This window comes from Mesorhizobium sp. B3-1-9 (assembly GCF_006439595.1).
Classification (GTDB): domain Bacteria; phylum Pseudomonadota; class Alphaproteobacteria; order Rhizobiales; family Rhizobiaceae; genus Mesorhizobium.
In genome coordinates, this window is the sequence record NZ_VFTJ01000002.1 from 123530 (window position 1) to 144850 (window position 21321).

General features: G+C 65.9%; 16 protein-coding genes. 10 read left to right on the top strand and 6 right to left on the bottom strand.

The window, feature by feature from the left end; translation table 11 throughout:
- Window positions 1-17: 17 nt before the first annotated feature.
- Window positions 18-1022, top strand: coding sequence for an ABC transporter permease (locus tag FJW07_RS03925; RefSeq protein WP_140644435.1), 1005 nt, complete (start codon window positions 18-20; stop codon window positions 1020-1022).
- A gap of 74 nt (window positions 1023-1096) precedes the next feature.
- Window positions 1097-2104 (top strand): sugar-binding protein, encoded by a 1008-nt coding sequence (locus FJW07_RS03930; RefSeq protein WP_140854610.1) that lies wholly within the window; start codon window positions 1097-1099, stop codon window positions 2102-2104.
- A gap of 314 nt (window positions 2105-2418) precedes the next feature.
- Here the strand turns inward: FJW07_RS03930 and FJW07_RS03935 are convergent, their stop codons facing one another.
- The 3 genes from FJW07_RS03935 to FJW07_RS03945 all read right to left on the bottom strand — a co-directional run bounded on the left by FJW07_RS03935 (window position 2419) and on the right by FJW07_RS03945 (window position 6011).
- Window positions 2419-3201 carry a glucose 1-dehydrogenase gene (locus FJW07_RS03935; protein ID WP_140854612.1) on the bottom strand — a complete coding sequence of 261 codons (783 nt, stop codon included), beginning with the start codon at window positions 3199-3201 and terminating at the stop codon, window positions 2419-2421.
- A gap of 101 nt (window positions 3202-3302) precedes the next feature.
- On the bottom strand, window positions 3303-4943 hold the full coding sequence (locus tag FJW07_RS03940; RefSeq protein ID WP_140854614.1) for an ABC transporter substrate-binding protein: 1641 nt from the start codon (window positions 4941-4943) through the stop codon (window positions 3303-3305).
- A 27-nt stretch (window positions 4944-4970) separates the two neighbouring features.
- A complete protein-coding gene (locus tag FJW07_RS03945; RefSeq protein WP_140854616.1) occupies window positions 4971-6011 on the bottom strand; it encodes a 2OG-Fe(II) oxygenase family protein in 1041 nt (346 codons plus the stop codon).
- An 83-nt stretch (window positions 6012-6094) separates the two neighbouring features.
- Between FJW07_RS03945 and FJW07_RS03950 the strand changes: the two genes are divergently transcribed.
- The 5 genes from FJW07_RS03950 (at window position 6095) to FJW07_RS03970 (ending at window position 16358) form a co-directional block, all read left to right on the top strand.
- The gene (locus FJW07_RS03950) at window positions 6095-6448 is read left to right on the top strand and encodes a hypothetical protein (RefSeq protein ID WP_140854618.1); all 354 of its coding nucleotides are present in this window, start codon (window positions 6095-6097) and stop codon (window positions 6446-6448) included.
- 12 nt (window positions 6449-6460) lie between these two features.
- Window positions 6461-7879: an FAD-binding oxidoreductase gene (locus FJW07_RS03955; protein WP_140854620.1), complete on the top strand. Its 1419-nt coding sequence runs from the start codon at window positions 6461-6463 to the stop codon at window positions 7877-7879.
- 615 nt (window positions 7880-8494) lie between these two features.
- Window positions 8495-10012: an efflux RND transporter periplasmic adaptor subunit gene (locus FJW07_RS03960; RefSeq protein ID WP_246680648.1), complete on the top strand. Its 1518-nt coding sequence runs from the start codon at window positions 8495-8497 to the stop codon at window positions 10010-10012.
- Window positions 10013-10041: 29 nt separating this feature from the next.
- On the top strand, window positions 10042-13143 hold the full coding sequence (locus FJW07_RS03965; protein WP_140855143.1) for a multidrug efflux RND transporter permease subunit: 3102 nt from the start codon (window positions 10042-10044) through the stop codon (window positions 13141-13143).
- Window positions 13140-16358: an efflux RND transporter permease subunit gene (locus FJW07_RS03970; RefSeq protein WP_140854624.1), complete on the top strand. Its 3219-nt coding sequence runs from the start codon at window positions 13140-13142 to the stop codon at window positions 16356-16358. The genes FJW07_RS03965 and FJW07_RS03970 overlap by 4 nt, the downstream gene beginning before the upstream one ends.
- A gap of 6 nt (window positions 16359-16364) precedes the next feature.
- On the opposite strand, the gene FJW07_RS03975 is transcribed toward FJW07_RS03970, so the two are convergent.
- Complete coding sequence (locus tag FJW07_RS03975) at window positions 16365-17135, bottom strand: pyrroline-5-carboxylate reductase (protein ID WP_140854626.1); 771 nt, start codon at window positions 17133-17135, stop codon at window positions 16365-16367.
- Window positions 17136-17316: 181 nt separating this feature from the next.
- Between FJW07_RS03975 and FJW07_RS03980 the strand changes: the two genes are divergently transcribed.
- Window positions 17317-17691, top strand: a complete 375-nt coding sequence (locus tag FJW07_RS03980) for a hypothetical protein (RefSeq protein WP_140854628.1) — start codon at window positions 17317-17319, stop codon at window positions 17689-17691.
- A gap of 39 nt (window positions 17692-17730) precedes the next feature.
- On the opposite strand, the gene FJW07_RS03985 is transcribed toward FJW07_RS03980, so the two are convergent.
- Complete coding sequence (locus FJW07_RS03985; RefSeq protein ID WP_140703091.1) at window positions 17731-18021, bottom strand: muconolactone Delta-isomerase family protein; 291 nt, start codon at window positions 18019-18021, stop codon at window positions 17731-17733.
- A gap of 117 nt (window positions 18022-18138) precedes the next feature.
- Between FJW07_RS03985 and FJW07_RS03990 the strand changes: the two genes are divergently transcribed.
- Window positions 18139-19029: a LysR family transcriptional regulator gene (locus tag FJW07_RS03990; protein ID WP_140854630.1), complete on the top strand. Its 891-nt coding sequence runs from the start codon at window positions 18139-18141 to the stop codon at window positions 19027-19029.
- Between the two features lie 31 nt (window positions 19030-19060).
- On the opposite strand, the gene FJW07_RS03995 is transcribed toward FJW07_RS03990, so the two are convergent.
- The gene (locus tag FJW07_RS03995; protein ID WP_140644448.1) at window positions 19061-19672 is read right to left on the bottom strand and encodes a TIGR00730 family Rossman fold protein; all 612 of its coding nucleotides are present in this window, start codon (window positions 19670-19672) and stop codon (window positions 19061-19063) included.
- A gap of 120 nt (window positions 19673-19792) precedes the next feature.
- Between FJW07_RS03995 and FJW07_RS04000 the strand changes: the two genes are divergently transcribed.
- Window positions 19793-21286 carry a LysM peptidoglycan-binding domain-containing protein gene (locus FJW07_RS04000; protein ID WP_140854632.1) on the top strand — a complete coding sequence of 498 codons (1494 nt, stop codon included), beginning with the start codon at window positions 19793-19795 and terminating at the stop codon, window positions 21284-21286.
- The last annotated feature ends 35 nt before the right edge of the window (window positions 21287-21321 follow it).

Genomic DNA, 21321 nt, shown 5'->3' on the forward strand with positions numbered 1-21321 from the left:
CAACAGGGGAGGATGGAATGAACAAGTCTCCGGACGCCAGCAACCTGGATTCGGTCTTCAACCTGTCGGAACGCAGCAAGCTCGGCGAGATGCTGCGCAGCCAGGAATTCTGGATCGTCATCGCGGTGCTGATCATCGGCGCCGTGGTGGGCATGATCGCGCCGCGCTTCCTCACCGGCGCCAACATGGCCAACATCCTGCAGAATTTCTGCTTCACCGCGCTGATGGCGATCGGCATGACGCCGGTGATCATGACCGGCGGCATCGACATCTCCGTCGGCTCCACGCTGGGCCTGACCGGCGTGCTGCTCGGCCTGTTCTGCGCCAGCGGCTACCCTTTCGCCGTCGTCGTGTTGTTGGTGCTTCTCGTCGGCGCCTTCGTGGGCATCGTCAATGGGGCGCTGGTCTCGTACCTGAAGCTGCCGCCCTTCATCGTCACGCTCGGCATGATGAGCCTCGTGCGTTCGCAGACGCTGGTCGTCACCAACAACCAGGTCGTCTACGATTTCGGCCGCGCCGGCAACACGCTGCTGGCGCTTGGCAGCGGCTCCTTCCTCGGCGTGCCGAATGTGCTGTGGGCCGTGATCGTTTCGGCCGTGGTCATGCAGTGGCTGCTGTCGATGACCAGATGGGGCCGCTATGTGCGCGCCATCGGCGGCAATGAAAATGCCGCGCGTCTTTCCGGCATCCCGGTCGATCGCGTCAAGGTTTCGACCTACGCGCTGCTCGGCGCCATGACTGGCATGACGGCGATCTTCCTCGTCGGCTGGATGGGCGCCGCCACCAACGCGCTCGGCCAGGGCCAGGAGCTGCAGGTCATCGCCGCGACCGTCATCGGCGGCGCCAACCTGCTCGGCGGCTTCGGCACGTCCTTCGGCGCCGTCATCGGCTCGGTGCTGATCGAAGTGATCCGCAACGCCCTGTTGCTCGCCGGCGTGAACCCGTTCTGGCAGGGCACCTTCGTCGGCCTCTTCATCCTGTTCGCGGTACTGCTTGAACGGTTCCGCTCCAGCCGCGCCTAGAACCTGTCCGGACAGGTGGCCTGTTCGGAAGGTTCGCGCACTTTCGTGCACATAACATCAGAGAGGAGAAAACCATGAGAAGTATCGACAGACTGACCGCCCGAATGGGCGCGACCGTGATCGCGGCGGCATTCGCCGCGGGCATCAACGCGGCGCCGGCTTCGGCCGAGACCTATGCGGTGATCGTCAAGACCGTGAACGACGTCTTCAGCGCCCCGGTCAAGGACGGCTGCGAGAAGGCCGCCAAGGACCTCGGCGTCGAGTGCTACTATATCGGTCCGTCGGAGGTGAACGAGGCCCAGCAGCTTCAGGTCATCAACGACGTGCTGACCAAGGGCGTCGACGGCATCGCAGTCTCCGCGACCAATCCGAAATCCGTGGCCAGGCTGCTGGAAAAGGCAAAGGCGGCCGGCATCCCGATCGTGACCTTCGACGGCGATCTGCTGCAGGAAGACGCCGGCCTGCGCTCGACCTTCATCGGCACCGACAACTACAATTTCGGCGTCGAGCTGGCCAAGAAGGTCGTCGAATACAAGCCGAAGGGCGGCACGGTCTGCATCCAGACCGGCACGGCCGGCTCGCTCAATCTCGACCTGCGCGTCCAGGGCATTCGCGACACCCTGGCCAACGTCTCCAAGGACAAGCCGGTGAAGCGCCTGGCCGGCGAGAACGGCTGGACCGAAGTCGACGGCTGCCCGATCTACAACAATGACAACATCAGCCTCGCCGCCCAGCAGATGAACGACGTGCTGGTCGCCAATCCCAAGCTCGACGCTTTCGTCGCCGTCGGCGGCTGGGCGCAATACGCGCCGTCGGCCTACAGGCAGGCGGTCGAGCGGGTGAAGGACCGCGTCGATTCCAAGGACCTCGTCATCTCCTTCGGCGACGCCTTCGCGCCGCAGCTGCCGCTGCTCAAGGATGGGCTTGCCCACTACCTTGTCGGCCAGAGCCCGTACAATATGGGCTACAAGTCGATCGAGGCCCTGCATGACCTGAAGCAGGGCAAGACGGTGCCGCCCTATATCGACACCGGCTTCGTCAAGTGCACGCCCGACATGGCCGATACCTGCGGCAAGAACTGATCTTTAGACGGGCCGGCGGGAATCCCGCCGGCCCTTTCCAGGATAGCGCGGTGAAGCTCAGGCTTGCCGTCCTCGGCACCGGAATGATCGCGCGGCGTGCCCATCTGCCCGCATTGCTCGGCGATGCCAGGGTCGAGGTGGCGGCGATCGCCGCGCGCCGAGCTTGAACGAGGCTGCTGAAGCGCTGGACGGACCTGAACTGCCCGGATGAATATGCGGTGGCCAATGTTCGCAGCAACGACATGCCCAATGTCGACCTCGTGCTGGAGCACAGCATGCCGGCGGATGTGACGTGGGAGTCGGGGTGAGGGGCCCTACAACACGCTGGTGATCCCGCCATCCACCAGCAGCGTCTGCCCCGTCACGAAGCTCGCGGCGTCCGACGCCAGGAACACCGCGGCGCCCGCCAGTTCCTCGACATCGCCCCAGCGCCGCATCGGCGTGCGGCCGGTGAGCCAGGTGGAGAATTTCTCGTCGGCGACGAGCGCGGCATTCAGCTCGGTCTTGAAATAGCCCGGCGCGATGGCGTTGACGCGCACGCCGTGCTGGCCCCATTCGCCGGCCATCGACTTGGTCAGCATGGTAATCGCCCCCTTGCTGGCCGCGTAAGGCGCGATCGAGGGCCGGGCGAGCGCGCTCTGCACCGAGGAGACGTTGATGATCACGCCCTTGCGGCGTTGGATCATACCCTTCACCGCGGCGCGGCTCACCTTGAAGACGCCGTCGAGATTGGTCGCCATCAGCGCGTCCCAGTCGGCATCGGAAAAAGTCTCGAGCGGCGCGCGGCGCTGGATGCCGGCATTGTTGACCAGGATGTCGATCGGACCGGTGCCGGCCTCGCTCGCCGCAATCGCCGCATCGACCGACTGCGTGTCGGTGACGTCGATCAATGACTCCGCGACCGTGTAGCCGTTGCCGCGTAGCCTGTCGCCGGCGGCTTTGAGCTCGTCGGCCTTGCGGCCGCCTATGGTGACGCGCGCGCCGGCGGCGGCCAGCGCCTCCGCGAAGGCGAGGCCCAGCCCGCGGCTGGCGCCGGTGATGAAGGCATGCCTGCCTTCGAGGCCGAAGAGACGGCCGAGATAATCAGTCGAACGCAATTTGCACCTTCATCGATGTTTCGACGGGCATTGTCACCCTGCCCAACAGCTCAAGCAAGCGCAAGGCATCGGCCAGCATGGTCACGCCTTTGCGGCCTGCCTCAAGCGGCGAGCCACACGTCAGTGAAGTCCAATTCGTATGTCGGATGTGCGTGGCGGTTCATCACCTGCTTGGCCGAGTGGCAATAAAGCTTCATCCAATAGGGCTGGATGATCACGCCGGACTGCTGCAGGATCGTCTCGACGTCCTTCATCACCGCCTTGCGCTTCTCGACATCGGCGGTCTTCAGCGCCTCGTCGAGCTTGGCGTCGAATTCCTTCGAGGCGAAGCCGCTCTCGTTCCACGCCTCGCCCGTGCGGTAGGCGAGGGCCAGCACCTGCACGCCCAGCGGGCGCATCGCCCAGTTGGTGGTCGAATAGGCGAATTTCGCCCAGCCGTTCCAGTAGGTCGAGGCCGGCAGCACCGTGCGCTTCACCTTGAAGCCGGCTTCGCGCAACTGCGAAGCGATCGCGTCGGCGGTGTTCTTGCGGTAGTCGTCGTCGATCGAGAACAGCTCGTGCTCGTAGCCCATCTGGCCGGCCTCGGTCATCAGGCGCCTGGCCTCGGCGAGATCGCGCTTGATCGGCGGCAGCTCGGCATATTCGGGATGGATGCGGCAGACATGGTGGTTCTCGCCCACTTCGCCGGCGCCGGCCAAGCCGAGTTTCAGCACCACCGAATTGTCGACGGCAAGCTGCAATGCGCGCCGCACGCGCTCGTCCGTATAGGGCGCGGTCGTCGCATTGGCGCGGGCGACCACCGTCGAGGCCGACAGGATCTCGCTCTTGGTCAGGCCCATGCCGTCGAACACCGAGATGAAGTCGCCATTGCTGTCGAGATTGGTATGCACCTCGCCGGCCTCGAAGGCGCTGACCAGCGCGTTGGGATCGACGCCGTAATCGATCATCTCGATGCCGTCGAGCAGCGCTTCGCCGCCCCACCATTTGCCGTTGGCGCGGCGCTTGAACACCGCGCGCTGGCCGACATCGAGCGAGACCAATTCGAAGGCGCCGGTGCCGATCGGATGCTTGGCGAGATCGCCGCCGCTGGCGTCGAAATTGCGATGCACGAGCAGCGCCGGATAATCGGCGAGATTGGGGATCACCGTCACGTCCGGCGCCGAGAGGTTGAGCACGACCGTATGGTCGTCGACCTTCTCGATGGCGCCGGCGCGCAGCCTGCCGCTGTCGCCCTCGGTGAGGCCGGCAAAGCGCCGCGCCATCGAATTGCCGGCGGCCGCGGTATCGCACCAGCGGGTGAAGTTGAAGATCACGTCGTCGGCGCTGAAGGCATCGCCATTGTTCCAGGTCGCGTCCTTGCGCAGATGGAGCGTGTAGCGGGTGGCGTCGTCATTCACCTCCCAGCGCTCGGCAAGCATCGGCTTGAAGGTGAAGGTTTCCGTGTAGCGCACCAGTGGCTCGAGGAACTGCCGGCCGATATTGCCGAGATCGGAGGAATCGAACGTGCGCGGATCCTTCAGCCCCGGCACCAGCATCGCCACTTTCAGCACGCCGCCGCGCTTCGGCTCGTCGGCTCGTGCCTCGGTCGGAGCGGCGAGGCCCGCCATCGCATAGGCCGCTGTGGTGGAGGCGCCGAGCGCGCTGGCCACCGCCAGGAACTCGCGACGATCGACCCTGCCTTGTCTCACCGCAGCCTCCCATCCGCCGAGGATGGATGGCAATTTGCGCGTTTCGGTGCTCATCGTTTGGTCCCCTGTTGGTTGGTGCGCTCAGGCGGCCGCCGCCCGCCTTGGCTTCCGCAAAGTCTTGACGCCGGCCATCTCGACGAAGTTGGTCGCCGACTCCCACAGATAGTCGCCATAGAGGAATGGCGCGAAATCGCTGGCGCCCTTGATCGGCAGCGGCGCGATCTCGGCGTCGACGCGCGGCTCGTAGAAGAAGGGGATGGAGTAGCGCGCCGTCTTCGGCGCGATCACCCGGTGGCGCGTCGCCTGCACCACACCGCCCGTCCAGCGCTCCAGCAACTGCCCAAAATTCACCGCCAGCGTGCCGTCGGCGGGCGGCACGTCGATCCACTCGCCGGCATGGTTCCTGGCCTGCAGGCCTTCGACGCCGTCCTGCGCCAGCAGCGTGACGAAACCGGAATCGGCATGCTCGCGGCCGATGACCAGCCGCCGCTCGCCCCTGTGCATGACCGAATATTCAGGCTTTGACAGGTCGACCGCGCCATCCTCGGTGCGCAGCGGATAGCGGATCAGCCTGAGCGTCGAGATGCCGCCCTGGAAATGGCCGTCGAAAATGTCGTCCTCGAGCCCGAGGCTGCGCGCGATCGAGGCCATCAGCGCCGCGCCGACCTTTTCCATCGAGCGGTAGTAATGCGCTGCCGCCGCCTTCCATCCTGGAGCATCGTTCTCGGCCGGCAGCGGCGTGCGTTCGAGCAGCGGATCGTCGGCCGCGAATTCGGCGTCGGCATGCGCGATGTCCGGCCCCATGTCGATGCCTTCCTTGTAGGACACCGCGGTCGGCTGCAGCGGGAACCAGCCGCGATAATAGTTCGATTTCGACGGATCGAAATTCCAGCGCAGCAGCTTCTGCTTTTCCGCGTCCGGCAAGTCGAAGATCTTCAGCAACTCGCCGCGCCGCTCGCGTGTCAAAAGCTCCGCGCCCGGAAAGCCGCGCGCGGTCATGAAGCCGATGCCGGAGGCAGCAGTGAAGATCTGGCGGTCTGACTCGTCGCGGGCAGGCGACGGCGGGCCGAACAGCGGCGCGATGTCGATTGCGGGGATGCCCCCGGTGGTGTCGTCGCTCATCTCATGATCCTTGCGATGCTTGGGACCGGATGTGCCGCTGTCGAATCCGCCGACAGGCGCGAGCACGCCATGAGGCGCGGCCCTTGCTCATTGTCTGGAAGGATTTCTGGATTGCCTGGCATCGCGATCCGTTTCGTTCCGACGCCTTGCCGGTCGGAGAAAAGCGGCTCGAACCCGGTGCCATGGTGGGAAGAAACGTCCAACAGGCAGGCGGCTTTGTCAAGCGTGGGCTGGCGGTTGACAGACCGTCCGGCCTGAACGACAGTCGCGCCACCCCATGGCACAGGGCTTTCAAGGGAACGAGCCGCAATTCGACAGGTCGCAGCGCGACCCAGCGGAGAAGCGAGATGCTCGTCGAAAGCCGTATCGATCCAACCAACTGTGATTTTCGCGGACGCGCGTTGGCACGTGTTCGTTTCGCTGCGAACCAACGTTAGGCGAGGGCGTTCATGTCCATCTCAGGCAAGAACGACATCGACTGGCAGGCCTTCGCCAAGGCGCTCGATGGCATCGAAACCTTCGACACGCCGTCGATCGTCAAGAAGCGCTCGCGCGATTTCTTCTGGTACAGCCCGATCCTCAGCCGTGAATTGTCGTCCTGTTTCGGCGATCTCGTCGCCGCGCCGGTTACGCTGGACGAACTGGCGCGCTGCCTGGCGGTGGCCGCCGAATGGCGGGTGCCTGTCGTCATCCGGGGCGGAGGCACCGGCAATTATGGCCAGGCGGTGCCGGTGGATGGCGGGCTGATCGTCGACATGACCGGCATCTCGCGCGTGCTGGAAATCGGTACCGACACGGTGCGCGCCGAGGCCGGCGCCCGCATTGGCGATATCAACGCCGCACTCGGGCGCCACGGTCGCGAGCTGCCGATCGTGCCCTCGACCGAAGCGGTCGCCACCATTGGCGGTTTCATCGCCGGCGGCTCCGGTGGCATCGGTTCGATCCGCCACGGCATGCTGCGCGATGGCAAGAACATCCAGGCGATCGCGGTGCTGTCGATGGAGAAGCTACCGCGGCGCCACGTCTTCACCGGCCCCGAAATCCTCGCCATCCATCATGCCTGGGGGCTGAACGGCGTCATCACCGAGGTGACGCTCGGCACCGTCGCGTCGCCGCGCTGGCGCAACATCATCGCTTCGTTCGACACTTATCGGCAGGCCTTCGAGGCCGGCATCGCGCTCGGCAACGCGCGCTCGCTGAACCTCAAGCTGCTGACAACGATAGACGGCCGCATCGCGGCTTCGATAACCAAGCTCGGGGAACTCGCAAGGCGCCGGCGCGACCTCGCCATCGTCATCGTCGCCGAGCCGGATGCGGCGGCGGTTCGCGACGTGCTGCGCGACCATTGCGGCACGGTCGAGATCGACCTCGACGCGGATGGCATCGCTGCCCCCGGCCTGCCGGCGCTCTCCGAATTTTCCTACAACCACACCACGCTGCAGGTGTTGAAGCAGGATCGCACTGTCACCAACCTGCAGGTGACTTGTCCTGCGCCGCTCGATAGCGGCCTGATAGAGCCGCTGCAGGAAATCTTCGGCGACGAGGTGCTGATGCATCACGAATTCGCGCTGCTCGACGACCGGCTGGTCGCCTTCGACTTGCCGATCCTGCGCTACACCGACGACGCGCGCCTGACGGAAATCACAGCCATCTATGAAGCGCATGGACTGGGCACTTCAAACCCGCATGTTCCCTATGTCGAAGGCGGCAGCATGAAGCCGGATTTCAAACATCTGGCGTGGAAGAAGCGGCTCGACCCGGACGGCCTGCTCAACTCGGCGAAATCGCGTTTCTGGAACGAGGTGAAGCATTTGTCGGCCGAAGAGATCGAGGCCTTGCCTCGCCGGCGGATGAAGGATCGCAAATAGACTGGTTTTGGCGCCTGCGCGACTTGTGCCGCGCAGGCAGGTTCCGCTGCTAGTGCAAGTAACCGAGCAGCCAAAGAATAAGGATGACGGGCAAAGGTATCCCGATAAGCCAAAGCAATCCGCCTCGCAGCATGACGATCTCCAAAATGTTGCTATGTGAGGCAACGCTAATGCGCGATCTTGGTTCCTCGCCCGCGTTTCGTACGCTCGCGGCTGGCAGATATTCACACCTTCGCGAGAATCGTCTCGGCGATCCGGAGTTGGTCGTGAAGCCGCTACGCCGCAGCAGCGCGCCGCCGTTAGCCGTTTGTGCTGACCCCCTAAGACCTTGTGGCCATTTGTCTAAAGGCGATGAGAAGCCCCCAATTTCGTCCTTGAAAATTGCCGCTTTTTCTCGCGGAGACGAAGCTGATTTATGGCTCTAACCCATTCAATTTCTTACAGGAATTTAATGTCTGCCGGAATTGCACGATAAAATCCGCGCGCCTATGCTTCGAATAGGATCGCGCCATTGTACCTGCCTTGGGCATGTCTGACGGCGCGATCGGCGACGGTTCGACGAGCGGCTCTGCGCGGCGGACCTTCCTGGATGCGGCTCAAGGACAGGTGAGAGAAGTGGACGACGAAGTCGTCAGCAGGCGCAAGCGCCGCAATGTGCCCGCGCCCCCGAGCGAGCCGCTGGCCGAGGTCCGGCCGCCGGTCGCGCGCCGCTCGCGGCGCGGCTGGATCGTCGCGCTGCTCTTGGTCGTTGCGGCGGCCGGGGTCGCGTTCTGGCTGCATCCTGTTCAGGTTCAGCAGCAAGGCGGCCACCGTGGCGGCCGTTTCCGCGGCGGCGATCTTGCGCAGCCGGTTGCCGTTGCGCCCGTGGCGCAGGCCGATATTCCGATCGTGCTCGAGGCGCTGGGCACCGTCACCCCGCTCTCGACCGTGACGGTTCGCGCGCAGGTCAGCGGCCAGATCACCCAGATCGGCTTCACCGAGGGCCAGAACGTGAAGACGGGCGATTTCCTCGCTCAGATCGACGACCGCACGCTGAACGCCTCGCTGCATCAATGGCAGGGCCAGCTGGAGCATGACCAGGCGCTGCTTGCCGATGCCAAGCTCGACCTCGATCGCGATTTGAAGCTCACCTCCAACGCCATCACCCAGCAGGCGGTCGACCTGCAGCGCGCGACGGTGCAGTCCGACGAGGGGACGGTGATGTCCGACCAGGCGCAGATCGAGGCCGTCCAGGTCAACATCGCCAACAGCCATATCACCGCGCCCGCCGACGGCCGCATCGGCCTGCGCCTGGTCGATCAGGGCAACTATGTCACGCCGGGCGACGCCACCGGCATCGCGGTGATCGCTCAGATGCAGCCGATCTCGGTTCTGTTCTCGCTGCCAGAGGACAGCCTGGCGCAAGTGCTGGAGCAGACGCATGGCAATGCCGGGCTCAAGGCCACCTTGTTCGACCGCAACGACACCAAAGAGATCGCCGAAGGCACGCTGCAGACGATCGACAACCAGATCGATCCGACCACCGGCACGGTGAAGCTGCGCGCCGTCTTCCCCAACATCGACGGCGTGCTCTATCCCAACCAGTTCGTCAACGTGCATCTGCTTGTGCGCACTTTGACCGGCGTCAGCGTGCTGCCCAACGCCGCCATCCAGCACGGCGCGCCAGGCACCTTCGTCTACCAGCTCAACGACGACAGCACCGTCTCGGTCAAGACCGTTACGCTCGGCCCGGGCAACGCCACCGTCACGCAGCTGCTCTCCGGCCTGGCGCCGGGTGCCAAGGTCGTGGTCGACGGCGTCGACCGGCTGAAGGACGGGGCCAAGGTCACCGTGCCCGACAATGCCGTGCCAGCCTCGGGAACAGCGCCGGCCGCCGGCGCCGCGCCCGCGCAGCCGCAAGCAGCTGGGGCGAGCAGCCCGGCTGCCGGCACGCCGCCGGCCAGCTCCGGCAACACGCCCGCCAATTCCGGCAACGCCCCCGCGGCCACCAATGGCCAGGGCGGCCGGGCAGGCGAGGGCGCGGACGCATCGGGCGATGCTTCCGGCCGTAAGCATCACCGCCACCATCGCCGCGACGGCGGCGCCAATGCCGGCAGCGGCGGCAATGGCGGCGACAGCGGCCAAGGCCAATGAGCACGCCGAGCGGCCTCGTCTCCGGCTGGTTGAACCCGTCGCGGCCGTTCATCCTGCGGCCGGTGGCCACCACGCTGATCATGGCGACCATCCTGATCGTCGGCATGATCGCATACATGTTCCTGCCGCTCTCGGCTTTGCCCGAGGTCGACTATCCGACGATCCAGGTTCAGACCTTCTATCCCGGCGCCAGCCCCGAGGTGATGACGACCTCGGTCACGGCACCGCTGGAGCGCCAGTTCGGCCAGATGCCTGGGCTGGAGCAGATGTCGTCGGGCTCTTCCGCCGGCGCCTCGGTCATCACGCTGCGCTTCAGCCTCGACCTCAGCCTCGACATCGCCGAGCAGGAGGTGCAGGCGGCGATCAACGCGTCGGGCAATCTTCTGCCCGCCGACCTGCCGGCGCCGCCGATCTACGCCAAGGTCAACCCGGCCGACGCGCCGATCCTGACGCTGGCGATCACCTCGAAGACGCTGCCGCTGACGCAAGTCGAGAACTATGCCGAGACCCGGCTGGCGCAGAAGATATCGCAGCTTCCCGGCGTCGGCCTGGTCAGCATCTCCGGCGGCGAGCGGCCGGCCGTGCGCGTGCAGGTGAAGCTCAAGGCGCTGGCCGCCATGGGCCTCAATATCGACGATCTGCGCACCACCATCGGCACGCTCAACGTCAACACGCCCAAGGGCAGCTTCGACGGGCCGGCGCGCTCCTACACCATCAACGCCAACGACCAGGTCGCCGATCCCAAGACCTATGCCGACATGGTGATCGCCTATCGCAACGGCGCGCCGGTGCGGCTGGGCGAGGTGGCCGACATCATCGAAGGCCCCGAGAATTCCAGGCTGGGCGCCTGGGAAAACCGCACGCCGGCAATCATCCTCAACATCCAGCGCCAGCCGGGCGCCAATGTCATCCGCGTCGTCGAGGGCGTGAAGGCGCTGCTGCCGCAATTGCGCGCCGGCCTGCCGGCGGCGCTCTGCGTCGAGCCGCTGACCGACCGCACCACCACCATCCGCGCCTCGGTCGACGACGTCGAGTTCGAGCTGGCGATGGCGGCGCTGCTGGTCGTCCTCGTCACCTTCCTGTTCCTGCGCAACATCCCGGCGACGATCATCCCCAGCCTGTCGGTGCCGCTCTCGCTCGTGGGCACTTTCGCGGTCATGTATCTGTGGGGCTTCAGTCTCGACAATCTGTCCTTGATGGCGCTCACCATCGCTTCCGGATTCGTCATCGACGACGCCATCGTCATGATCGAGAACATCTCGCGCTTCATCGAGCATGGCGACGATCCGGTGACCGCCGCGCTCGAAGGCTCGGCCCAGATCGGCTTCACCATCATCTCGCTCACCGTCTCGCTGATCGCGGTGCTGATCCCGCTTCTGTTCATGGGCGACGTCGTCGGCCGCCTGTTCCACGAATTCGCCATCACTCTAGCCATCGCCATCGTCATTTCGGCCATCGTCTCGCTGACCTTGGTGCCGATGCTCTGCGCCAGGCTCCTGAAGCCACCGGCCGAGCGCAGGCCGGGCGCGCTGTCGCGCTGGAGCGAGGGCGCCTTCCACGCGGTCGCCAATGGCTATGGCGCTGCGCTGCGCTGGGTGCTCGACCGCCAGGCGCTGACATTGCTGGTGGCGGTCGCAACGCTGGCGCTCACCGTCTATCTCTACATCGCCATCCCGAAGGGCTTCTTCCCCGTGCAGGACACCGGCGCCATCTCGGCCATCACCGAAGCGGCGGGCTCGGCTTCCTATGCCGACATGGCGGCGCACCAGCAGGCGCTGGCCGACGCCATCCTGAAGGATCCCGATGTCGCCAGCCTGTCGTCCTTCATCGGCGTCGACGGCCAGAACATGACCGCCAACAGCGGCCACATGCTGATCAATCTGAAGCCGCGCGACGAGCGCACTGACGACGCCGGCGCCATCATCCGCCGGCTGATGCAGGAGACGGCCCAAATCACCGGGATAGCGCTGCACATGCAGCCGGTGCAGGACCTGACGGTCGATTCCACGATCAGCGCTTCGCAATACCAGTATGTGCTGCAGGATTCCGATCCGGTCGAGCTGGCGGCATGGACGACCAAGCTAACCGACAGGCTCACGGCGCTTCCCGAACTCGCCGATGTCGCCAGCGACAGCCAGCAGAGCGGGCTTGCCGTCGACGTCACCATCGACCGCGCCACGGCGGCGCGCTTCGGCATCACGCCGGCAACGGTCGACAATGCGCTTTACGACGCCTTCGGCCAGCGCATCATCTCCACCATCTTCACCCAGTCGAACGAATACCGCGTCATCCTCGAAGCCGATCCGTCGGTCGGTCAGACGCCGGCCTCGCTGGGCTCGATCTATTTGCCGTCCTCGGGCGCCGGCCAGGTGCCGCTGTCGGCGATCGCCAGCATCAATGTCCGGCAGGCGCCGCTGCTGGTGAACCACCTGGCGCAATTCCCGGCCGCGACCATTTCGTTCAACCTTGCCCCCGGCGTCTCGCTCGGTGATGCCACCGCGGCGATCACCGCCGCCGAGAAGGACATGCGGCCGCCCGCCGGCCTGACGACCGGCTTCCAGGGCGCCGCCCTTGCGCTGCAGAGCTCGCTGTCCAACGAATTGCTTCTGGTGCTGGCGGCGGTCGCCACGGTCTATGTCGTGCTCGGCGTGCTCTACGAAAGCTTCATCCATCCGCTGACCATTCTGTCCACGCTGCCCTCGGCAACCGTCGGCGCGCTGGTCGCGCTGATGCTCGCCGGCCATGACCTCGATGTCATCGGCATCATCGGCATCGTGCTGCTCGTCGGCATCGTCAAGAAGAACGCCATCATGATGATCGACTTCGCGCTGCAGGCAGAGCGGCTGCAGGGGCTCGATCCGCGCGAGGCGATCTACGAGGCGTGCCTGCTCAGGCTCCGCCCGATCCTGATGACGACGTTCGCCGCCCTCTTCGGCGCGCTGCCGCTTCTGGTCGGCGGCCTGGCCGGCTCGGAATTGCACCAGCCGCTCGGCATCACCATCGTCGGCGGCCTGATCGTCAGCCAGGTGCTGACGCTGTTCACCACGCCGGTCATCTATCTTGCCTTCGACCGGCTGACGCGGCGCGGCGCCGGCGTCGTCGAAGCCTCCGCCGGCGGGTCCGCGCCGTGAATCTCTCGGCCCCGTTCATCGCGCGGCCGGTCGCTACGACGCTGCTCGCGATCGGCCTCGCCGCCGCCGGCCTGATCGCCTATTTCAATTTGCCCGTGGCACCTTTGCCCAAGGTCGATTTCCCCACCATCTCGGTGCAGGCCTCGATGGCGGGCGCCAGCCCCGACACGATGGCGACCGATGTCGCGGCGCCGCTGGAGCGCCATCTCGGCCAGACCGCCGGCGTCTCCGAGATGACCTCGCGCTCGGGCACAGGCTCGACGAATGTCGTGCTGCAATTCGACCTCGACCGCGACATCAACGGGGCCGCGCGCGACGTCCAGGCCGCCATCAACGCCGCGCGCGCCGACCTGCCGTCGGACCTGCGCAGCAACCCGACCTATCGCAAATACAATCCCGCCGACTCGCCCGTGATGATCCTGGCGCTGACCTCGCGCACGTTGACGCCCGGCCAGCTCTACGATGCCGCCGCGACCGTGCTGCAGCAGCGTCTGTCGCAGGTCGAGGGCATCGGCAATGTCGACCTCGGCGGCTCGTCGCTGCCGGCGGTGCGCGTCGAGCTCAATCCCGGCGCGCTGTTCCACTACGGCATCGGCCTGGAGGATGTGCGCGCCGCCCTTGCCTCGGCCAACGCGCGCAGCCCGAAAGGTTTCGAGGAAGACGGCGCGCTGCGCTACCAGCTCTACACCAACGACCAAGCGAGCCACGCCGCCGACTTTCGCGATCTGGTGATTGCCTGGCGCAACAATGCGGCGGTCAGGCTGCGCGACATCGCCGATGTCGAGGATTCCGTCGAGGACGTGCGCAATCTCGGTCTGGCCAATGGCGAGCCGGCGGTGCTCCTGGTGCTCTACCGCGAGCCCAACGCCAACATCATCGAGACCGTCGACCGCGTCCGCGCCCTGATCCCGACGCTGCAGGCCTCGGTGCCGGCCGACGCGCGGCTCGGCATCGCGACCGACGGCTCGACCACCATTCGCGGCTCGCTGCACGACACCGAGCTGACACTGGTGCTGGCGGTGCTGCTCGTCATCCTCGTGGTGTTCTGCTTCCTGCGCGACTGGCGCGCGGCGCTGATCCCGAGCGTCGCGCTGGTCGTCTCGATCCTCGGCACTTTCGGCGCCATGTACCTGCTCGGCTTCACGCTCGACAATCTGTCGCTGATGGCGCTCACCATCGCCACCGGCTTTGTCGTCGACGATGCCATCGTGGTGCTGGAAAACATCACGCGCCACATCGAGGACGGCATGCCGCGCGGCAGGGCGGCGCTGGTCGGCGCCAGGGAAGTCGGCTTCACGGTGCTGTCGATGAGCGCCTCGCTGGTCGCCGTCTTCCTGCCGATCCTGTTGATGGGCGGCATACTCGGCCGCCTGTTCCAGGAATTCGCCCTGACGCTGTCGCTCTCGATCGCGATTTCGCTCGTCCTGTCGCTGACGGTGACGCCGATGATGTGCGCGCACTTTCTGCGTCCGGGCGCGAGCCCGTCGACCGGACGCTCGATCCTTGCCCGCTTCGGCGAAGGCGTCTTCGAACGCGTCCGCGCCTTCTATGGCCGTTCGCTGGCCTGGTCGCTCGACAATTCGGAAATCATGCTGGTGGTGCTTCTCGCGGCCATCGTCTTCAACGTCTATCTCTATACTGTGGTGCCGAAGGGCTTCTTCCCGCAGCAGGACACCGGCGAGCTGATGGGCGGCCTGCGCGCCGACCAGGCTATCTCCTTCCAGCTGATGCGCCAGAAATTCGAGCGGCTGGAATCGATCCTCAAGAGCGACCCGGCGGTCGAGAGCGTGGTCGGATATATCGGCGGCCGGCAGACCAATTCCGGCTTCGTCCAGGTCGCGCTGAAGCCGAAGGGCGAGCGGGCGCCGCTGCAGGTGGTGCTGACCCGGCTGCGCGCGCAGCTCGGGCAATTGCCCGGCGCGCAGCTCTTCCTCAATCCGCGCCAGGAGATCAGGGTCGGCGGGCGCCAGAGCCTTGCGACCTACCAGTACACGCTGCAGGCCGACACCACTGCCGATCTCGACGAATGGACGCCGAAGCTGGTCAATCTCCTCAAGCAGTCGCCGGAGCTCACCGACGTCAACTCCGACCGCGACGAGGCCGGGCTCGAAACCAACATCACGGTCGATCGCGAGAGCGCTGCGCGTCTCGGCCTGACCCCGGCCAGTATCGACGCCACGCTCTACGATGCCTTCGGCCAGCGCCAGGTGTCGACCATCTTCAACGCCCGCAACCAGTATCATGTCGTCATGGAGGTGGCGCCGCGCTATCTGCAGGATCCGAGCGCGCTGAACGGCATCTATGTCAGCACCTCGGGCGCCGCGGCCAGCGGCACGCAGCAGACCAACGCGCTGGCCGGCAGCCTGACGGGCTCGCTGCGGAACCAGGCGACCAACGCCATCGCCGTCACCGGCCATGGCAGCGCCTCGAGCGGCGCGGCGGTCAGCACCTCCGCCGAAAAAATGGTGCCGTTGGCCGCCTTCAGCACCTATGGACCGGCGACCATGCCTTTATCGGTCAACCACCAGGGCCATTTCGTCGCCACGACCATTTCGTTCAATCTCGCCGACGGCGCGACGCTCGGCGACGCCTCGGCCGCGATCGACCGCGCCATGGCCGAGCTGAAGATGCCGGTCACGATCCATGGCTCACTGGCCGGCACCGCGCTCGCCTTCCGCGCCAACCTGCTCAACGAATTGCTTTTGATCGCAGCCGCGCTTGCCACGATCTATGTCGTGCTCGGCGTGCTCTATGAAAGCTATGTCCACCCGATCACCATCCTGTCGACGCTGCCCTCGGCGGGCATCGGCGCGCTGCTCGCGCTCATCGTCACCGGCATGGAGTTCGACGTGATCTCGCTGATCGGCATCATCCTGTTGATCGGCATCGTCAAGAAGAACGCCATCATGATGATCGACATGGCCTTGCAGGCCGAGCGCCAGGAAGGGCTCTCGTCCCGCGAGGCCATCCACAAGGCCAGCGTCCAGCGCTTCCGGCCGATCATGATGACGACCTTCGCGGCGCTGCTCGGCGCGCTGCCGCTGGCGATCGAGACCGGCACGGGCGCGGAACTGCGCCAGCCGCTCGGCGCGGCGATCGTCGGCGGCCTCATCGTCTCGCAGTTGCTGACACTGTACACGACGCCGGTCGTCTATCTCTATCTCGACCGTCTCAACGCGAGGAAGCCATCGCTGCGACTCGCGCCGGCGGAGTGACCCCGATCACTCGCCGGTGATGCGCCGGTGCACGCGACCGAGGCTCTCCGCGAAGGCCTCGAACGTGCCCCGCTCGGTCAGTTCGCGCAGCATCTGCTCGTTGATGCCGCCGCGCGTCGCATAGTCCTGCGCAAGATGCATGAAATCTTCGTCTGGCGCCGTGTCGGGCGCGTTGGCCAGCGCCTTGTAGATGCTGGTGATGTAGTCGCGGGCCTTGTCGCCCGGCACACCCTGGCCGCGCACCCCGGTGTGGATCGTGTCGAGATATTTGAAATAGCTGGCATAGGTCGCGGTGACGACGCTCAGCGCATCGAACTCGCTTTGGTCCTCGACTTCGATCACGCCGCCCAGCCGGCCGAAGAACGCCGCCACGACCGGGTCCGGCGGACAGACGATCGTCGTGCCTTGCAGGCGGGCGATCATCGGCATCGGCAGCGCCTTGCCAGCATGCGCAGCCGGCGCCACCAGCGCGGCGATCTCATCGCGCGATATCGTGGCGATCAGGCTGACGACATGATGGTCCGGCCGGAACCGCAGTTCCTTCAGCACCTCATGCGCGATCTGCGGCCGCACCGCAAGCATGACGGTGTCGCACTGGTCGAGCACGGCCTGGTTGTCGGCGGCGATGCGCACATCCGGGAAGCGCCGGGCAAGCTCCGCGGCGATCTCTTCGTTGCGCGGCGAAACCACCACCGGCGTCGTCTCGCCCGGCAGCGATTTCAGCCCGGTGACGATGGCCGAGCTCAACGCGCCCGTGCCGACAAAGCCAAGTCTCATGGAAGTTTTCGTCCTGTTTCGGATTGCCGCCGACAATAGCGACGGTTCCGTTGCCGGCAAGGGGAGGCGACGTTCCGGCCATGCCCGCGGCCGGACCGCGCCTTGAAGATGGGCCTGGGCTGTTACCCGCGATTAAGGCCGGACTGATACATTCCGCCGCGTTCGATCGGGGAATGTGGCCGTGAGCCAGCGCGCGTTCATCACTCTGCTCATCCTGATGGCGGTGCTCGTGGCACTGTCGGCGACATCGTTCCCGGGCGCCCTGATCGGCTTCCTGTTCGGCATCGCCATTGCCTTCTTCGTCGCCGCGCCGGTCATGCTGTTCGGCAAGGTGCTCGAGAATAACGGCATTGCGATATCCGGTCAGACAGCCCTGTGGGTGCTCGCCGGCTTTTATGCGCTGCTCGTTCTCGCCGCGGCATTCCAGATCTGGCGCCGGCTTCAGCGTCAGGAACCCGATCAGGCGCGATCCGCGGGGCTGCGGCTGGGGCTGCTCGTCGCACTCCCCGCGATGGCGTGGCTGTCGGTGAACGCGATGAAGGACGCCTGGCCTTGAGGCTGCCGCAACTGCGGCAACCTCATTGACGGGCTCGGCTCACCGCTTCGGTCCAAAGCCCGGATAGGGGTTGAGCGGCACAACGGCCGCGATGTCCATCATGCCGGCCTCGATCAGCGGCAGCGTGGCAAGGTGGCCGCGCACTTCGGCGTCGTCGGCCGCCTCGAACATGATGCCGGTGCCGGGAATGTCGCCGCGGTTCCAGATCTGGCGCACGGCGCCTTGCGCGTAGAGCGTCTTGCGTTGCTCGGATTCGGGCGGCAGCAGCGGCGCGAAATCGGCGTCGCTGAACTTTTCGGTGTTGCGGGTGAGCAGGGCAAAGAACTGCATGGCGGTCTCCTTTGTGGCAAGTTGATGCCGGCAGGTATCGCGCTGGCTGGCCAGACTGTCCAAGACTGATTAGGCTATAGTTGAGACTGAAAAGGTCTTGACCGTTGAAGGCGAAAAATGCTCGACCTGCGCCAGATCAGATACTTCGTCGCCGTCGCCGAGGCTGGCAATGTCGGCCGCGCCGCCGCGCAATTGCACATTTCGCAATCGCCCTTGAGCCGGCAGATCATCCAGCTCGAGGAGCAACTCGGCGTCACCCTGTTCGAGCGGGCGAAGCAGCGCGTCCATCTCAACGCCGAGGGCAGGGCCTTCCTTGCCGAGGCCCGCGCCTTGCTTGCCAATGCGGCGCGGCTGGAAGAGCTCGGCCGCAACCTCGCCAGCGGCGCGACCGGCAGCCTCGCCATCGGCTATGTCGAGGGCGCGGTGCATTCCGGGCTGGTCGCCGCGATGCTGCGGGATTTTCGCAGAGAGCGGCCGGATTTCCATCTGCATTTGCGCAGCCGGCGGACAGCGGCGCAGTTCGAGGATCTGCGCCAGCGCGCGCTCGATCTCGGCTTCGTCTATTCGCCAGCGCCGGAAGGCGACCCCGATCTTGAAAGCATGCTGGTGCGGCGCGAGCCGCTGGTGCTGGCAATGCCGGAGGGTGATCCGCTCGCCGATGTCGCCGATATCCAACCTAGCCAGCTCGACGGCCGCGTCTGGATCACTGTCGTGCGCCAGCCTGGCGACACCAACCGCGCGCAGTTCCTGGCGGCCTGCGCGGAATCCGGCTTCATGCCCGATATCGCCTATGAGACGGCCGATCCCTTGACCTCGCTCGGCCTGGTCAGCGCCGGCCTCGGCCTCGCCACGGTCCAGCAAAGCCTGCGAAGCGCGACACCCCAGGGCGTCGTCTTCCGCGACCTGCCGTGGTTCAAACGCAGCGTTTCGATCCACCTCGCCTGGCGGCGGAATGACCGGCGGGCGGTGATTGGGGATTTGAGGAGGGCAGTAGGCAGTAGGCAGTAGGCATGCTTGCCTATTGCCTATTCCCTACTGCCTACATCTTGTCTATCAACGACCGCACGCCTTCCGTCGGCGCGTCGACCGACGATCCGGCCACCATGATGGCGGCGACGATCGCCTCCGGGTCGTCGACGACCAGCGGTTTTACCCGCTGCGCGGTGTGGATGAAGCCTTCGGCCGCCATGTGCTCGATCAGCGCCAGCATCGGGTCCCAGAAACCCTTGACGTTGGCAAAGACGATCGGCTTGCGGTGATGGCCGAGTTGCGCCCAGGTCATGATCTCGACGATCTCCTCCACCGTGCCGATGCCGCCCGGCAGCGCCACAAAGGCGTCGGATTTTTCGAACATGCTGTGCTTGCGCTCGTGCATGTTGTCGGTGATCAAGAGTTCGTCGAGCTTGTCGAGCGCGGTCTCGGTCGCCTCCTTGTTGATCAGGAAGCGCGGGATGATGCCGGTGACCTTGCCGCCGGCCTTGAGCGCGCCGTCGGCGACAGCGCCCATGATGCCCTTGGTGCCGCCGCCATAGATCAGGCGCAACCCGGATTTGGCAAGCGAGCGGCCGAGCGTGTGGCCGGCCTTGATATAGGCCTCGTCGCGGCCCGGAGACGAGCCGCAATAGACGCAGACGGATCGAATCGTGTTCATGGCGATGATTGGTGATGTGGACGGTTGGCGCGGTCAAGCCCGCGGACGGGCTTTTTCTTGTCGGACTCGGGAAAACAGGCTAGACCGGGCGTTAGGTGGCTAAGGGGGCAATACGGAATTATGGCTATCAATCCTTCTAAGGCGTTTTTGTTCGCGGCGGGCGGCGTTGTCGCCGTCGCGGCGGTCGCCTACGGCTCGGGCGCGCTCGACCCTTATATCAACAACCAGAAGCCGGCGCAGGTCGCGACGCTGCCGCAGACCGCTGCGAAACCGGCTGAATCCTCGAGCACGAGCACAGAGGCGCGTGTGCCCCAGGCTCCTTCAAACACAATGGCTCCGGCGAACACGATGGCGCCCGCCAATAAGATTGCGCCGGCCAACAACGCCATGGCGTCGGCCGCCCAGGCGCCCGCCGCCGCCGGTCCGACGCTGCCGACCTTCGATGTCGTGCGCGTCGAGGGCAATGGCTCGATCGTCGTCGCCGGCAGCGCAGCGCCCAACGCCAAGGTCGAGATTTTGAATGAGGGCACGGTGCTCGGCTCGACCGAGTCCGGGCCCGACGGCGCCTTCGCCATCGTGCTCGACGATCCGCTGAAGCCCGGCGACTATACGATCACCCTGCGCCAGACGGTTGGCGGCACGACCGTCGCCTCGGCCCAGACCGCCGTCGTCTCGGTGCCGCAGAGCCCGACCGGCCAGGTGCTGGCCATGGTCGAGGAGCCGGGCAAGGCCTCGCAGTTGATCACCGTTCCTGAGGCCGAGACCAAGCCGGCGGCGCCGGCCGCTAGCGATCAGGCGGCGGCGGCCACGGAGCAGGCTCCGGCACCGACCGCGTCCAGCACGGCGCCGACGACCGCACCCGCCGCCACCGACCAGGCTCCGGCGACCGCGCCGGCTGTGGCCGCCGCAGCGGAGCCCAAGATCGCCGTCGAAGCGGTCGAGATCGACGGCAGCAAGATATTCGTCGCCGGCACGGCCGATCCCGGCCGCAAGGTGCGCGCCTATGCCGACGCCATCCTGCTCGGCGACGCCAAGACTTCGGCCGACGGGCATTTCCTGATCGAAGCGACGCGCGACATTCCGGTCGGCAGCTACACCATCCATGTCGATGGCCTGGACAATGATGGCGTCAAGGTCGTCGCCCGCGCTGCCGTCCCGTTCGAGCGCGAGCCCGGCGAGTCGGTCGCCGCCGTCGCCCCAAGCGAGACAAAGCCGGCGCAGGCCAAGCCGGCCGAGACCAAGACCGCCGAAACCACGACCGAGACAGCAACGGCCGAAGCGGCCAAGCCCGCCCCGGGCGCCGGGGCTGCTGCCAAGGTTGCCGAGGCGACGCCCTCGACCGACGTGCCCGAAACGGTCGCGCCGAAGCTCGAACATGCCGACGGCTCCGTCATCATCCGCCGCAACGACACGCTCTGGCGCATCTCGCGCCGCGTCTACGGCCATGGCACTCGCTTCTCGACGATCTATCTGGCCAACAAGGACCAGATCCGCGATCCCGATCGCATCTGGCCGGGCCAGGTGTTCAAGGTGCCTTCGACTTCGAAGGAAGGCGAGGCCGCCGACATGAAGGCCATGGGCGAGCAGATGACCACCCAGACGAAGACGGAGTAGGCGATTAGCTGATCTCCCCCTTGCGGGGGGATGCC